The 14537-nt window shown below is 41.8% G+C and carries 15 protein-coding genes and 1 other RNA gene; 12 read left to right on the top strand and 4 right to left on the bottom strand.

Going from position 1 to position 14537, the window contains the following annotated elements; translation table 11 throughout:
- The first annotated feature begins 92 nt into the window (after nucleotides 1-92).
- Entirely contained in the window at nucleotides 93-944 is an 852-nt protein-coding gene (locus ECA1_RS05985) for a hypothetical protein (RefSeq protein ID WP_236596049.1), read from the top strand.
- Complete coding sequence (locus ECA1_RS05980; RefSeq protein ID WP_060791952.1) at nucleotides 944-2143, top strand: coiled-coil domain-containing protein; 1200 nt, start codon at nucleotides 944-946, stop codon at nucleotides 2141-2143. Before ECA1_RS05985 ends, ECA1_RS05980 begins: the two co-directional genes overlap by 1 nt.
- Before the next feature lie 77 nt (nucleotides 2144-2220).
- Here ECA1_RS05980 and ECA1_RS05975 read toward each other — a convergent pair whose 3' ends face one another.
- Complete coding sequence (locus tag ECA1_RS05975) at nucleotides 2221-4542, bottom strand: PBP1A family penicillin-binding protein (protein WP_034857413.1); 2322 nt, start codon at nucleotides 4540-4542, stop codon at nucleotides 2221-2223.
- A 1-nt stretch (nucleotide 4543) separates the two neighbouring features.
- On the bottom strand, nucleotides 4544-5170 hold the full coding sequence (gene recU / locus ECA1_RS05970; protein ID WP_010748391.1) for a Holliday junction resolvase RecU: 627 nt from the start codon (nucleotides 5168-5170) through the stop codon (nucleotides 4544-4546).
- A gap of 70 nt (nucleotides 5171-5240) precedes the next feature.
- Here recU and ECA1_RS05965 point away from each other — a divergent pair, with 70 nt between their 5' ends.
- The 8 genes from ECA1_RS05965 to ECA1_RS05930 all read left to right on the top strand — a co-directional run bounded on the left by ECA1_RS05965 (nucleotide 5241) and on the right by ECA1_RS05930 (nucleotide 10899).
- Nucleotides 5241-5786, top strand: a complete 546-nt coding sequence (locus tag ECA1_RS05965) for an SLOG family protein (RefSeq protein ID WP_005226143.1) — start codon at nucleotides 5241-5243, stop codon at nucleotides 5784-5786.
- 71 nt (nucleotides 5787-5857) lie between these two features.
- Nucleotides 5858-6268 (top strand): cell division regulator GpsB, encoded by a 411-nt coding sequence (gene gpsB, locus ECA1_RS05960; protein WP_005226142.1) that lies wholly within the window; start codon nucleotides 5858-5860, stop codon nucleotides 6266-6268.
- 24 nt (nucleotides 6269-6292) lie between these two features.
- An RNA gene (gene rnpB, locus ECA1_RS05955) (RNase P RNA component class B) lies at nucleotides 6293-6658 on the top strand.
- A gap of 66 nt (nucleotides 6659-6724) precedes the next feature.
- Nucleotides 6725-7888, top strand: a complete 1164-nt coding sequence (locus ECA1_RS05950; RefSeq protein ID WP_010748389.1) for a THUMP domain-containing class I SAM-dependent RNA methyltransferase — start codon at nucleotides 6725-6727, stop codon at nucleotides 7886-7888.
- Entirely contained in the window at nucleotides 7885-9399 is a 1515-nt protein-coding gene (locus ECA1_RS05945; RefSeq protein WP_060791951.1) for a carboxypeptidase M32, read from the top strand. The genes ECA1_RS05950 and ECA1_RS05945 overlap by 4 nt, the downstream gene beginning before the upstream one ends.
- Before the next feature lie 146 nt (nucleotides 9400-9545).
- Nucleotides 9546-10205, top strand: coding sequence for an HD domain-containing protein (locus ECA1_RS05940; protein WP_016609302.1), 660 nt, complete (start codon nucleotides 9546-9548; stop codon nucleotides 10203-10205).
- Nucleotides 10206-10288: 83 nt separating this feature from the next.
- Nucleotides 10289-10669, top strand: a complete 381-nt coding sequence (locus ECA1_RS05935; protein WP_005226138.1) for a hypothetical protein — start codon at nucleotides 10289-10291, stop codon at nucleotides 10667-10669.
- Nucleotides 10666-10899 carry a hypothetical protein gene (locus ECA1_RS05930; protein ID WP_010748385.1) on the top strand — a complete coding sequence of 78 codons (234 nt, stop codon included), beginning with the start codon at nucleotides 10666-10668 and terminating at the stop codon, nucleotides 10897-10899. The genes ECA1_RS05935 and ECA1_RS05930 overlap by 4 nt, the downstream gene beginning before the upstream one ends.
- Nucleotides 10900-11055: 156 nt before the next feature.
- Here ECA1_RS05930 and ECA1_RS05925 read toward each other — a convergent pair whose 3' ends face one another.
- A complete protein-coding gene (locus ECA1_RS05925; RefSeq protein ID WP_005226136.1) occupies nucleotides 11056-11382 on the bottom strand; it encodes a hypothetical protein in 327 nt (108 codons plus the stop codon).
- 93 nt (nucleotides 11383-11475) lie between these two features.
- Between ECA1_RS05925 and ECA1_RS05920 the strand changes: the two genes are divergently transcribed.
- A complete protein-coding gene (locus ECA1_RS05920) occupies nucleotides 11476-12639 on the top strand; it encodes a VanZ family protein (RefSeq protein ID WP_060791950.1) in 1164 nt (387 codons plus the stop codon).
- 58 nt (nucleotides 12640-12697) lie between these two features.
- On the top strand, nucleotides 12698-14044 hold the full coding sequence (locus ECA1_RS05915) for a DEAD/DEAH box helicase (RefSeq protein WP_060791949.1): 1347 nt from the start codon (nucleotides 12698-12700) through the stop codon (nucleotides 14042-14044).
- 31 nt (nucleotides 14045-14075) lie between these two features.
- Here ECA1_RS05915 and ECA1_RS05910 read toward each other — a convergent pair whose 3' ends face one another.
- Nucleotides 14076-14519, bottom strand: coding sequence for a GNAT family N-acetyltransferase (locus ECA1_RS05910; protein WP_060791948.1), 444 nt, complete (start codon nucleotides 14517-14519; stop codon nucleotides 14076-14078).
- Between the last annotated feature and the right edge of the window lie 18 nt (nucleotides 14520-14537).

The following is a 14537-nucleotide window of genomic DNA, read 5'->3' as shown; positions in this document are numbered from 1 at the left end:
ATGATTCATTTCTTGCAACATATCAACGAGACTAAGTTTGTATCAAAATGGATGAATAAAACGAATTTTAGTTTTGATGGAAGGAAGAGACTGTGATTTTTATCTGTATTGGGATGATACTGCTTGCCATTGGAGCAGGTAGTATCATCGGTTGGCGATTGTATCGAGAATATTTATTAAGAAAAGTTGAAAGGCAGCTGTCGTCAGATGCTTTAGCCAAAAGGAAACTGCGTTTATTTAAGCACAACCTGCGCAGTGGGCACCTGCTAATTTTATTGGGCTGCAGTAGTGCCATAATCGTAAGTGTCTTGCTACTAACAGTTTTTCAGCTGACAGGCGGCATTCATTTGCAAAAGCTGCAAGAAGAAACCAGTCAATTGAAAGAGGAAGTCTTCGCGCTAAGAACTGAACAAACGGAATGGGTGCGGATGCCGATTTTTGCATATCCTGAGAACGGCTTTTCTTTTGAAGCGATTGATTGGGAGCATTTACTCGTCTCCAATGATCGTGAAGCACAGTTTGCAGCTGAATATGAGTTGGCCTATCAGTTATCACCATATCTAGGTCGCACTGTAGCGATGATTTTTGTTGATCAGCCTTTGCAAGAAATCTCCATTGTTCTATCTAGCAAATTACCATCAATTGATGACTTAAACGGATGGGAAGAGAATTTTTCTCGTCTACTCCATGATATGCAGAACGTTCCCCTGATCACCCAAGGAACCTTCTCTGTCCAATTTTCCAAGGATTCTGATCAGTCCTTTGAGCAAACGATCATTCGTGACGAGAATGGGGTCTGGACCCTTTTAGAACGCAGATTCCCAAACACTGATGCTCAAGAAGTAGCCAACAACGAGAGGAGCGAGAGCATATCGTCTACTCCTCAAACGGATCAAAGTGAAACGATCAATACAAATGAACAAAAAGGCAGTGTGAAAAATTAATGATGAAAAAGAAAAACAAAGGTTGGTTTTCTGCCCAAAAGCTAATGGATGAAGTGAATCAATTATCCATAGAAGAGCTGAATGAATTTGAGGAGACAAATCAAGAAGAGGGAATCGTTGAGGATCAAGGGTCCGCAAAGGCTACCCCTGAAAAAAATGAGGACGAGACCAATCGACCAGCAGACAATGAACTCCCTAAAACCCAGAAAGAAGCAGTAAAACCTGTCGCACAAACTTTCGCAAAACCGATTTCTCACCAAAGAGTGGCTGGAGATCAGCAGAAAGAGCAAAGTGTCAAAAAGATAGCAGTGCAGCAAAAGTCCTCTGGCAACCGTGATAGCTACGCCAAGGATAGTCAACTCGTTGAAGATAAAGGAGAACGTATGGAGAAAGAATTGAGTACAAACCAGACAAATAAGCAAGAGTCAAAAGAACAAGAAAAGGATCATATGATTGAAAATTTATCTTTTGAAATCAAAGAATTGATTTTAGAAAATGAGCAACTACAGGAAGAAAAAAATCAGTTAAAAAAACAGCAGAAGGTAGTGGCTCAACAAGAAGCAGAGGCAAAAGAATTAAAAGCTTCGCTAGTAGAAGCGAATAAGAAAGTCAAAGACCTAGAAGAGCAGCTTGCAAAAGTAGATACAGAAAAACTTGAAGTAAAAATCCAGCAATTAGAAGCCAAGTTAGCTGTTCAGCAAGAAAAAGAGCAACAAGAGAAACAAACTTACGAAAAGGAACGCGCTGAATGGACCTTGAAGCGGCAAGAAATCCAGCAGCTGCAAGAGGTAATTGCTGATTTGAAACAGCAATTGGCAGAAAAAGAAGAGCTTGCTGCAAATGGATCAGCTAGCGAATCAAATGAAGAAGTCGCAGAGCTTCAGGCGACAATCGAAGCATTAAGGGAAGAAAATGCAGCCCTACAAATCGAAAACGAGCAGTTCCAAACAGAAATCAGCGAGGTCTTAGTCTTTGCTAGAAGAAAAGCGAATCGCACGATTCAAGAAGCGAAAATCGAATCTGAACGAATGATCCGTACAACAGAAATGCGGATCGATGGGATTCATGATCGTGCCAAAGAGATTCTTTTTGAAGTGAACGAGACGAAAGAAAATGTGATTCATTTATTTGACGATCTGCATAATCAAGTTTATCAGCTTTCCGATAAAAAATTGCTGTTTGAAGAGCTTGAAAAGTAAGGTTCTACATTTATATGGCAGGAATTAAAAAAAACAGTAGATCAGATTTTGATCTACTGTTTTTTTGCGATTCTCCATTATTCGACACTACCATCGTTTGGTTCCGGCGGGTCCGGTGGTGAGGAAGGATTATCCTCACTGCTGGAAGGTGTTGTTGAACCGGGATCCTGACTAGAAGCAGGAGGCGTAACGACCGATGATGAATCATCCTCATCAGGTGTTGTCACTGGTGGTGTCACTTCGCTTGATGATTCTGTTGTACTTGATGGTGTTGATTCGCTACTTTCTGTAGAAGGTGTCGTTGGTTCAACGTAGGAACTGCTGCTGGACGAACTTGGTGCTGAATAGCTTGGTTGGGTGTACGTCCCTTCAAGATAAAGCTCTCTTCCGATCCGTGTCAATCCGTCAGGCATTGTCCAGTCCGTGTTTTCTACAGAAGCAGAAACATAGCGCATCAATTCACGATAGACATCTGAAGCCACATGGGTACTACTATCAGTGATCGGTGTCATTTTGTCGTTGTAGCCTGTCCAAACCGCCAATGAGTAGGAGGGAGTATAACCGGCAAAGGTAATATCAGGGTAGGCACCATTCGATGTATCCAGTTGTGCTAACTGGTCATCGGTGTAATTGGACGTTCCCGTTTTCCCTGCTTGGTACAAACCATCGATTTGCGCGTTGGTTCCAGTTCCGACAGAAATAACATCTTTTAAGATATCGGTCACCATGTAAGCTGTCGTATCATCCATTGCTTCTTGACCAGAAACTTTAAAGGATTCTTCGTCTTCTGTGCCATCTTGCATGACGATTTTATTGACGTACTGTGGTTCATAATAGGTGCCACCATTTGAAAACGCAGCATAAGCAGCGGCCATTTTCAGACTGGAGATCCCATACTTTGTGCCATCCAATTTATCCGTATTGCTGGAAATCGCATTGGATTGGGTGATCGTATCATATTCGATTCCTAAACCACTGAGAAAGTCTGCGATATTGTCCGCGCCGACTTCATCAAACAGCTTCACTGCTGGCACATTTCTAGACTCTGCTAAAGCGGTCCGCAAGGTGATATTGCCCATATATTGGCGATCCCAGTTGTAAACAGGAATATTCGTCCCTTTATACGTGTAAGGTTCATCTAAAATCATTCTACCCGTGGAATCTTGTAGAAATTGAAAGGCAGGGCCGTAGTCTGTGATTGGTTTGACGGTCGAACCAAAGTCTCGTGCGACATTGACAGCCAGGTTATTTGCTAGAACATCATCAACATTACGGGCACCGATCTGAGCGGTCACCTTGCCTGTGTTAACATCAACTAAGGTAGCGGCAACTTGCATCTTGTCATCTGGGTAATCAACGTAGTCGTCACTGTTGACGATGTCATATAATCGTTTTTGTGCATCGATATCGACATTAGTATAAATATCTAAGCCGTCAGTATACACATCTTTCCCAGTTTTTTCTTTGACTTCAGCGATCACTTCGTTAAAGTAGTTGTCAAAGTATTTCCACTCTTGGTTTTCACGGGGATTGTCTTGCAAGCCTTCTTGAATATCCTCGGCAACGGCCGCATCATATTCCGCTTGCGTGATTTTTTCATTTTCCAGCATCGCACCTAAAACAACATCTCGCCGACTTTTCGCATTATCAGGATGCGCAAATGGGTCAAAAGCTGAAGGGGCATTTGGTAAACCGGCAATCAATGCGGTTTGCGCAAGGTCTAGTTCAGCTAACGGCTTGCCGTAAAACTTCATTGCGGCCGTTTGCATCCCATATACACCATTGGACATATATACTTTATTGATGTAGTAAGTGAGGATCTCTTGTTTTGATTTCATTTGTTCAAGACGAACCGCCATCCATGCTTCTTGTGCTTTACGACGTAATGTTTGGTCTTCAGCGCTGGTAGAAAAGAAGGACAGCTTGATCAATTGCTGTGTCAACGTACTTCCGCCTTGCATACCGCCGGTTGTGGCATTGGATAATGCGGAACCGACGATCCGAATCGGATCGACTCCGATATGCTGGTAGAAGCGGCGATCTTCGACAGAGACGATCGCGTCTTCCAGCAGTTGAGGAATCTCACTTGCTGTAATTTTTTCTCTGGTTTCACTACCGAATTCAGTGATCAATTCGCCATTTGACGCATAGAAACGAGAAGAAACCGTTGAATCCAAACGTGTTTCATCAAGTGCAGGCGCATCTTTGGCATACCACCAGAATAGCCCCATCCCGGATAGAATCCCGATACAGCCCAAGAAAAACAGCCCCATAAATACTTTTAAAAGAATACTCCCAATGCTTCGTTTGCCTTTTGCCTTAGGAGGCTTTGGTGCTTTTTTAGCTGTACCTTTTTTAGAATCATGCCGAGAGGTCCTCGATTGTGATCCATTTGCCATACTAATCATTCTCCTTCATCGTTAAAAATTGATCAACTGCTTTTAAATAGGGAATACGCGGCGCAATTGAAGGGATGATTTCAATCCCATTCGTTTCAATATAGGCCAGTGTCATTGATTTTTTCCCCGTTTCTTTTTGCAGGTGCCATTGAGAAATTAAGCACTTGCTATCGAGAAAAAAGCAGCGTTGTAGACTAGAAAACCATAAAAGAACGAAACATAAACCCGCTTGTTCCAAACAGTCTTCCATATGCTTGATTTGGTGTGGATGAAAATTTTTAAAGGGAAATGACGTTTTGTTTTGAGTCTCTTTCGCTTCAAAGTCGATATATTGCCCTTGATAAACCCCATTGTAATCAGTGGTGGATGCCTCACGGAAATAGGCTTCTTTGATTACGGCGGCGCTTCTTCTTGGATAATCTACTTTCACGATTTGAATTGGTGTCGGTTTCTTATGGATGACAGCAAGTTTCCGATTCAAATAATAAAGGTTGCTTTCATTGATCGCTTCTTCAAAACGCATCCCACGATTGGCATACGTTTTTGGCTTTATTAGTTTCTCTTGCATTTTTTGTTTTTTGCCGTCATCATAGGTAGTAGATTGTCCATTCGGGTAACGAATAACCATGTTGTTCACACTCCTAGGCAACATTATACCAAAAAGTCGTTTGGAAAGAAAAGAGATGACCAGAGAAACAATGAAAACCTTATACTTTACTGGCTATCGTAATTATGAATTAGGTGTCTTTCAAGCAAAAGATCCCAAGATTGCAGTTATTAAGAAAGTAATAATGTCGACTTTGACCAATTATGTCGAAGAAGGGTTAGAATGGCTCTTGATCAGCGGGAATCTTGGCGCGGAGCTGTGGTGTGCCGAAGCCGTTGAACAATTAAAACAAACATACCCAGAACTGAAACTAGGAATTATTTTTCCTTTTGAAGGGTTTGGTGAAAATTGGAACGAAACAAATCAGCAGGCACTGCAAACAGCGAAGTCATTTGCCGATTATGTCAATGCCACCAGCCATAAGCCTTACCAAGACCCCAGTCAATTAAGAAATCACACGGCATTTTTACTGGAGCATACCGAAGGCGCACTTGTGTTATATGATGACGAATTTCCAGGAAAACCTAATTATTTCTTAAGAGATGCCAAAGCTTATAGTGAGCAAAATCCCTACTTTATTCATCAAATAACAATGGATGACCTACAAAACGCAACATTTGATAGTAATTTACTTTGATTTTCGTATATTTTTTGATAGAATGGTCTAGAAAGTGAAAACCATTTGGAATAAACAATGAGGTGTAAATAATGGCAAATTTAATTTATAGTCCAAAAGATATTCTGCAACAAGAATTCAAAACAAAAATGCGCGGGTATGATCCAGTTGAAGTGGATGAGTTTTTAGATAATATCATTAAAGACTACGAAAGCTACAATAAAGAGATCTTAGCCCTGCAAGAAGAAAATGACCGTCTGACAGCGAAAATCGATCAATTGTCGAAAAACCAAGCGATCGCATCTCGTGTTCAACAAGAAGCGCCGAAAAGCCAAACCGTTACAAACTTTGATATTTTGAAACGTTTGTCTAATCTTGAAAAAGAAGTGTTTGGCAAAAAGCTTGATCGTGAATCAGAACCTGTCACTCGTTCTTCTTCCTACAACAGCAACTATACAAATGCTGATTTTGAAGATGACAACGAAAAAACCCGTCAATTCTAATCTACTGTAGAAAAGATAGTTGTGGTTTTCGGGTAATTGCGGCATAACTCGATTATGCTGAGGAAAGTCCATGCTCGCACAAGCTGAGATGCTTGTAGTGTTCGTGCCTAGCGAAACCATAAGCTAGGGTACTTGAGAAAGTAACGGCAGGAAAAATGGCTAAGGTGTAAGCTATGCCAAAGTATCCTTGAAAGTGCCACAGTGACGAAGCAAGGCGGGAAACCGTCTTGGTGGAACGCGGTAAACCCCTCGAGCGAGCAACCCAAACAATGGTAGGGGCACTTTTTGCACGGAAATGAACGGAGCAAGAAGGCAAGTAATTGCAGATAGATAATTACCCAGTGTTTTCTTCTCCCTGAGGAAAATACGGACAAAACATGGCTTATAGAAAATCACAACCTATCAGGGAATCCTTCCAGCAACGGAAGGTTTTTTTATACCAAGAAGGAGAGCGTTATGACTGAAAAAACATTTAATTGTATTGCCACCGCTGCGAGCGGTTTAGAAGCACTAGTGGGCAAAGAATTACGGGATTTAGGGATCGAGTGTGAGGTTGAAAACGGCCGAGCGCGTTTTAAAGGGACGATGGAGACCATTGCTACTGCGAACTTGTGGCTCCGTACAGCGGACCGTATCAAAATCGTCGTCGGGGAATTTGACGTATTGACTTTCGATCAGCTGTTTGAAGAAGTTAAAGCGTTACCGTGGGAAGACTTTTTACCTTTAGACGCTGAATTTCCAGTAGCTGGAAAATCAATCAAATCAAAATTGTATAGTGTACCTGATTGTCAAGCAATTACCAAAAAAGCAATCGTCAATCGTTTAAGAGAAGTATACCATCGTCCAGCAAGTGTGCCGCTGACTGAAACGGGCGCTTTTTTCCAATTAGAAGTCGCTTTATTGAAAGACCATGCGATGATCACATTGGATACGACTGGCCCTAGTTTGTTTAAACGTGGCTATCGTTTAGAAAAAGGAGGCGCGCCGCTGAAAGAAAACATGGCTGCGGCTTTAGTGATGCTGACAAATTGGTACAAAGACAAACCGTTTGTCGATCCTGTTTGTGGATCAGGCACGTTGTGTATTGAAGCAGCGTTGATCGGTCACAATATCGCCCCTGGCTTTAATCGGGAATTTGTTTGCGAAACGTGGGATTGGTTCCCAGCAGAAGTATTTGAAAAAGTACGGAAAGAAGCAGATGAAGCAGCAGATTATGATGTCGAATTAGATATTACCGGTTCGGATATCAATGGTCGAATGATTGAGATCGCCCGCAGAAATGCGGAAGAAATCGGTCTAGGAGACTCGATCACCTTCAAACAACAAGCCGTTAAAGACTTTAAAACAGAAAAAGAGTATGGTGTCGTTGTGGCTAACCCTCCTTATGGCGAACGCTTAGGAGAAGAAGCGTCCGTTCAGCGACTGTATCAGGAAATGGGCCAAGTGTTTCGGCCGCTTAAAACCTGGAGCAAGTACTTTTTGACCAGTGACTTGACTTTTGAGACCCATTACGGCGAAAAAGCGACAAAAAAACGCAAATTATACAACGGTGCGATTCGTACCGATCTCTTCCAATACTGGGGACAACGTCCGCCACGCAAAAAGGAGTCTGCTGAATGAAAGAACAAGAATTTCTGAAAGAATTAAAAGAAATCGATCTATTACAACAAGCAATGGGGATCTTAGGCTGGGATAATCAAACAGGGATGCCAGAAAAAGCCAGTGATTACCGTGCGGAAGTTGACAGCTATTTATATGGTCTATACTTTGATAAAAAAGTGGGGGAACCAATCCAAGAAGCGATCAGCTATTTCGGGAAACACCCAGATGAATTATCAGAAGTAGGGAAAGCTGCGTATCAATTAGTCAAAGAAGAATATGAATTGCAAAAAGATGTACCCAATGAGTTGGCGATGGCGGCTTCCGCAGCTACGTCAAAAGCACATACTGCTTGGCTAAAAGCCCGTAAAGAAAAAGATTTTACTTTATTTAAAGACGCTCTTTCTGAAAACATTCGCTTGACGAAAGAATTGATTCCTTATTGGAAGAAAAATGAGCTGACGAACTATGACGTGTTATTAAACCAATACGAACCGAATATGACGGTTGAGATTTTGGATAACGTATTCTCACAAGTGAGAGACGGTATCATGGATATTCGTCGTCAATTGGCTGAAAAAGGAACAGCGCCAGATACTTCGATCCTTTCACGTAAGATGACCGAAGCGCAGCAACGTAAATTTATCTCAAAAGTGATCGCCGACTTAGGCTATGACTTTTCTCGTGGCCGTTTGGATAATACGGTCCACCCATTTGCTACGGGGATCAACCACAATGATGTACGGTTGACCACACGCTGGAGCGAAACTGACTTTTCGATGGGACTGTTCGGTGTGATTCATGAAGCTGGTCACGGGATGTACGAGCAAAACATCGATGAGAAATACGAAGGCACGCCTGTTCATGAAGGGGCGTCCATGGGAATCCACGAATCCCAATCGCTGTTTAATGAAATCATTATCGGTAGCAACCGTAATTTCTGGGCAAAGCAATACCCATTTTTCCAAGAATGTGCGGAAGGCACGTTCGATGATGTGTCTTTTGACACTTTCTATGACTCTTTGAAGAATTCAAAAGCTAGCTTGATCCGTATTGAATCCGATAGTCTGACATATGTCATCCATATCATTATTCGTTACGAGATCGAAAAAATGATCTTTAACGAAACCGTATCGATCGATGAACTGCCAAAAATCTGGAATGACAAATACGAGGAATATTTAGGGATTCGTCCAGAAAATGACCTGGAAGGGATCTTACAAGACGTTCATTGGTCTGGTTCAAGCTTCGGGTATTTCCCATCCTATGCTCTAGGATATATGTATGCAGCGCAATTACTCCACGCTATGGAAAAAGAAATCAATGTCGATGAAGTGTTGGCTTCGGATGATTATTCACCGATTCGTAAATGGCTGACTGAAAATATTCATCAATATGGCGCATCCAAGAAACCAAATGAATTGATTTTAGATGCAACGGATGAATTATTGAATCCTCAATATCTATTAGACTATTTACGCAAGATCTATTTTAGTGTCTATAAAATCAGCGAGACGCAAGATTTCGCTTAAAAGTAACGAGTGGAAAGAAGCTTCGCAAGACGTTGCCGCCCCAATTATTTCATGGGGTGCTCGTCTTGTTGAACTTCTTTTCCTTTTGTATCAATCACCATCGAAAAAAGAAGGCTAGCTGCTTTCATATCGAAAGAAGGAAAAAAATGAAGGAAGAAAACAATGTTGCCGATCTTAGTAAAGTAATTGCTTATGCCGAAAGTATTCTGGGGAATGATTACACAGGACATGGGTTTGATCATGTCAAACGAGTGGCTGGGTTAAGTCAAGCCATCATTGATGCCGACGAATTGACAGTTGATCGCTTTGTCGTACAGGCGGCAGCCTATCTCCATGATACGGTGGATGACAAAGTTGTGGCGGATGTCACAGCGGCGTCTAATGAAGTGCGAGCTTGTTTGACCACAGCGGGAGCCAGTGAAGCACAAACGAAAGAAATTTTTTCTATTATCGAGAATCTGTCTTTTTCAAAAGAACTTTTGCAAGGCGCGCAAGTTGTCTCAGTAGAAGGCCGCGTCGTTCGTGATGCAGATCGTCTCGATGCTTTAGGTGCGATCGGTATTTTACGGACGAGTTATTTTGGTGGGAGTCATCAACACCCGATCCATGTCAGTGACTTAGCCCCAAAGACGTTTCAAAATCATGAAGATTACCGAAAAGGAACGACGGTGATCAATCATTTTTATGAGAAACTATTTTTGCTTCCTGAAAAGATGACCACGGCGTATGGCAAAAAAGAAGCCCAACGACGTGTGGCTTTCATGAAGGATTTTTTAGAAGAATTCTATGCAGAGTGGGATGTTTAACTTTGTTTAGAGTTTTTTAAACTGAAATTCGATTATTTCCTTTTTCCTCCATTGTTCTTTATAATAATAAGTACAAAGGAGGGATGGAAATGTACTACCAACAGGCATTACAACCGAATGAACTATTGCCAGCGATTTCCAATTCAGGGGAATGCTTTTTTGTCATTCGGGCTGAGCTACCCATCCGGCAATATCAAATCGCAGTCTATCTTTACGACGATCAATTCTTTTTGTTGCAAGATGATCGCTTGTTTGATCAAATCGACCAAATCTCTAGTGAAACATTAGGAGATGAAGAAGAGATTTTACCATTTATCGAAGAAGCGCTGGAAGAAAACCATTATTTATTAGTGGAAAAAGCGTTTATTCGTTTAGATCTATCTACTTTACAAAAGATGACCGATCTTACTAGTTTCGATATCTTGTTTTATGAATTTTTTGACTCATGGGGGGAAGAAGGATGAAACGGACTGAATACGTAACGCTACAAGACCAAACATTGATCGACCTATTCCAGCAGTTAGGAGAGGATGTTTCGAATCTCGAGCTGATCGATGAAGAAAAGAATATCGATGTGGTGGTTGTGTCGAATAGTGATTGGCAATATTTATTGGAGCAAGTCAATGATGATGTGAAAGAGTCTTTTGCTGATACCTCAGAGACAGACCTGGATGAAGAACTAGCCGACGAATAAACCTTTTTTTAGTTGATAAACTGTTTTACTACGAAAGTGGCGGATGGATCTTTAGAAGGGGTCTAGCAATCAAGGCAGCTTACCAAAAAAATACGAAGCGATCTCATTTCCCGTCAAGAGGAGCAGGATCAATTCGTATTTCTAGGTAGGTTGCTTTTATTTTGTCCGCAGACGAACGTTTTTGACTTTTAAATAGCCGCGAATCAAGTTGACAATCAGTAAAAGAATGCCCACAATCAATGGAATCGCTAATAAGTAAGGCGAGTAAAGGTGGGTTGCTTGCACGTGTTCAAGAGATGTTTTCTCCACTTCATTGATGGCTTGTTGAATGACTTGTAAACTAAATCCTGTCAGAAAACCAGCAATGATGAAAAGGACGAAGCCTAAATAGGGAATATCGGAAGACCGGCGAAAAAGAGCAAAAGCTGCATATAAAACCAAAAGGAATGCCGGTACGCCAAAGGCAAAATAGGGATTTAACATGGTTTTTTAACCTCCTTTTCTTTTATGATACTCCAAAATTTACGTTTTGGGAAATAGCGTGTAAGATAAAAAGAAAACGTGAAGGAGTTCTTTATGTCCGCTTATATTACCCCAATAAAGGTTGCCTTGCTGGTTTTTCCTTTCCTAGCATTGGCGATATCAATGATTTTTTTTGTTATCCAATATCGAAAATACGGTCGTTTTATCTTGTCACGCGCACTGGTTCTGTATTCATTTGTCTTCTATTTATTGTGCGCCTATTTCTTAGTTATCCTACCATTGCCCTCGATCGAAGAGGTAGCGCAGATGACTGGTCCTAAGATGGAATTGCAGTTAGGGGCATCGTGGCAACATTTTGTCCAACAGACCGTCTTAAACATTCACGATCCGCAAACCTATCTTCCCGCTATGAAGCAGGGCGTCTTCCTTGAGCCACTCTTTAATTTATTGTTGACCTTACCATTTGGGGTCTATTTGCGTTATTACTTCAAATGTTCCTTTTTAAAAACACTCGTTATTACGTTTTGCCTGACGTTGTTTTTTGAGTTAACGCAGTTGACGGGACTGTATTTTATTTATCCTCGTCCGTATCGCTTATTCGATGTCAATGATCTCTTTGTCAATACAGTTGGAGGGCTTGTGGGCTGGACGATCGCCCCGCTTTTTACGTTCTTATTGCCATCAAGGGAAGAGATGGATGCCGATTCTTACGCAAAAGGCACTCGGGTGACTGTGACACGAAGGGTGTTTGCTTGGTTGATCGACTGGGCAATACTGAATGTGGTCAGTTTTATTGTGGTGATCGCTGTTCGTTTGCTCACTCAACAGACGGTTCGGGACTTTAGTGGGGACTATTGGTACTTTGCTCTTGAAGTATTGCTGTACTTTGTGTTGTTGGCTTACCTTGCCAAAGGACAAACGATTGGAAAAAAACTCGTACGAATCAAAATCATGCAAGAAGGCCGTGAGCGTGTCAGCTTGGGGGCTTTATTGAAACGCTATGGCTTGTTTTATCTGATTTATGCCAGCATCAGTCGGGTCAATATCTTTTTCGCACCGTTTCTTGAGTCCAACAATCTGCTGCTTTTAGTCGTTAGTTTGTTGATGGTAGTTATTTTTGGGTTGATCCAGTTTGGTTTTTACTTGAATCTCTTGTGGGCAGCAATAAAAAAAGAAAGCCGCTTTTTCTATGAACGCCGCAGTGCAACGTATACTATCAGTACGATCGATCCTCAATCGATTACAAAAGAAAGTTAGGAAAACAAGGCAACATATGCTATAATCCAAAGGATGCTAAAAGAAAGAAGGTGTTTGAATGTCTTTTGAGTCATTTAAATTTCAACCATTTATTTATGAAGCACTTGCTGATAAAAAGTTCTCTAAACCAACAGAAGTGCAAGAAAAACTGATACCTGTTATCCAAAAAGGACGCAGTGTTGTAGGGCAATCACAGACCGGAAGTGGTAAGACCCACACATTTTTACTGCCGTTGATGGATAAAATCGATGCCGAAAAAGATGAAGTGCAAGTAGTGATCACTGCACCGAGTCGTGAATTAGCCACGCAAATCTATCACGCCGCAAAACAAATCGGCGGATTTCATGATCCTGAAATTCGAGTGTCAAATTTCGTCGGAGGAACAGATAAGCAACGTCAATTAAGCCGTCTGCAAAATCAACAGCCCCATGTCGTGATTGGGACACCTGGTCGTATCTTGGATATGATCAACGAACAAGCGTTAGGGGTTCACACTGCCAATGTATTTGTCGTGGATGAAGCAGACATGACCTTGGATATGGGCTTTTTGGAAGAAGTCGATCAAATTGCGGGGCGTTTGCCTGAGAAACTGCAAATGCTGGTTTTCTCCGCAACGATTCCAGAGAAATTGCGCCCATTCTTGAAAAAATACATGGCCAATCCATTGATCGAAGAAATCAAATCGAAAGCAGTCATCTCTGATACGATCGAGAATTGGTTGATTTCTACCAAAGGGAAAAATACCAATAAATTGATCTATCAATTATTGACTACAGGCCATCCCTATCTTGCCATCGTTTTTGCCAACACGAAGAGCCGTGTGGATGAAATTACGGATTACTTAAAGGAACAAGGCTTAAAAGTAGCGAAGATCCACGGCGACATCAGTCCTCGTGAAAGAAAACGGATCATGCGCCAAGTGCAAAATTTGGACTACCAATATGTTGTCGCAACAGATTTAGCTGCGCGAGGAATTGATATTGAAGGGGTTTCTCATGTCATCAATGCTGAGATTCCAGCTGATTTGGATTTCTTTATCCACCGTGTTGGTCGGACCGGTCGAAACCAAATGGATGGGACCGCGATCACTTTATATGATCCAAGCGATGAAGGGGCAATTCAAGCCATCGAAGATCTAGGGGTTGTTTTCCAACCGAAGGAAATCAAAAATGGCGAGATCGTTGCGACTTACGATCGGAATCGTCGGCAAAAGCGGGAAAAATCTCGTGACGAATTAGACCCAACCTTGATTGGCTTAGTCAAGAAAAAGAAGAAAAAAATCAAGCCTGGCTACAAGAAAAAAATTCAATGGGCTATTGATAAGAAGAACAAAGAAAAACGGAAGATCGAACGTCGTCAAACGACTCGAACCGCCCGCAAAAACAAGAAAAATTCGAATAGCTAATGCTTACCAAAACAGCAGTCAAGGAAGAGAACTACTCTTCCTTGACTGCTGTTTTTAATTGCTTGGTCATTTCTACACACAATACGCCATCTTCAGCATAGGGTTCAGATGTTTTTTGATACCCACAGGATTCATAAAACGCACAAGCGTCGATCTCTGCGGATAACACTGATTGGAGGGCACCCTCTTGGACACCACGCATTTCGAGATAATGCAATAATTTGGTGCCGTACCCTTGGTGCCGATAGGCCTTAGCTACGCAAAAGCGATCAGGTTGCAGAGTGTTCGGTGAAGAGAATTGATAGCGAATGGTCGCGATCGGGATGCGTCCATCTAACCAAAGATAGTATGGGCAAGTTTGGTCTTTTTCATCAAATTCCCAATCTATAGGAATGTGCTGTTCTTCCACAAAAACGGCTTGCCGCAGGGCGAAAACCGCTTGTAGCATCCACGGACTGCGTCCAAAATAAAGCATCAGTCGTTTTCCTCCTTT

The organism is Enterococcus casseliflavus NBRC 100478 (genome assembly GCF_001544095.1).
Taxonomy (GTDB): Bacteria; Bacillota; Bacilli; order Lactobacillales; family Enterococcaceae; genus Enterococcus_D; species Enterococcus_D casseliflavus.
This window is presented reverse-complemented; position numbering and strand designations above follow the sequence as displayed.

Coding starts and splice junctions, on each gene's coding strand:
- ECA1_RS05915 (WP_060791949.1), top strand. CDS start 12,698: ATGTCTTTTGAGTCATTTAAATTTCAACCATTTATTTATGAAGCACTT.
- ECA1_RS05980 (WP_060791952.1), top strand. CDS start 944: ATGATGAAAAAGAAAAACAAAGGTTGGTTTTCTGCCCAAAAGCTAATG.
- ECA1_RS05950 (WP_010748389.1), top strand. CDS start 6,725: ATGACTGAAAAAACATTTAATTGTATTGCCACCGCTGCGAGCGGTTTA.
- ECA1_RS05940 (WP_016609302.1), top strand. CDS start 9,546: ATGAAGGAAGAAAACAATGTTGCCGATCTTAGTAAAGTAATTGCTTAT.
- ECA1_RS05925 (WP_005226136.1), bottom strand. CDS start 11,382: ATGTTAAATCCCTATTTTGCCTTTGGCGTACCGGCATTCCTTTTGGTT.
- ECA1_RS05975 (WP_034857413.1), bottom strand. CDS start 4,542: ATGGCAAATGGATCACAATCGAGGACCTCTCGGCATGATTCTAAAAAA.
- ECA1_RS05935 (WP_005226138.1), top strand. CDS start 10,289: ATGGAAATGTACTACCAACAGGCATTACAACCGAATGAACTATTGCCA.
- recU (WP_010748391.1), bottom strand. CDS start 5,170: ATGGTTATTCGTTACCCGAATGGACAATCTACTACCTATGATGACGGC.
- ECA1_RS05910 (WP_060791948.1), bottom strand. CDS start 14,519: ATGCTTTATTTTGGACGCAGTCCGTGGATGCTACAAGCGGTTTTCGCC.
- ECA1_RS05920 (WP_060791950.1), top strand. CDS start 11,476: ATGTCCGCTTATATTACCCCAATAAAGGTTGCCTTGCTGGTTTTTCCT.
- gpsB (WP_005226142.1), top strand. CDS start 5,858: ATGGCAAATTTAATTTATAGTCCAAAAGATATTCTGCAACAAGAATTC.
- ECA1_RS05965 (WP_005226143.1), top strand. CDS start 5,241: ATGAAAACCTTATACTTTACTGGCTATCGTAATTATGAATTAGGTGTC.
- ECA1_RS05930 (WP_010748385.1), top strand. CDS start 10,666: ATGAAACGGACTGAATACGTAACGCTACAAGACCAAACATTGATCGAC.
- ECA1_RS05945 (WP_060791951.1), top strand. CDS start 7,885: ATGAAAGAACAAGAATTTCTGAAAGAATTAAAAGAAATCGATCTATTA.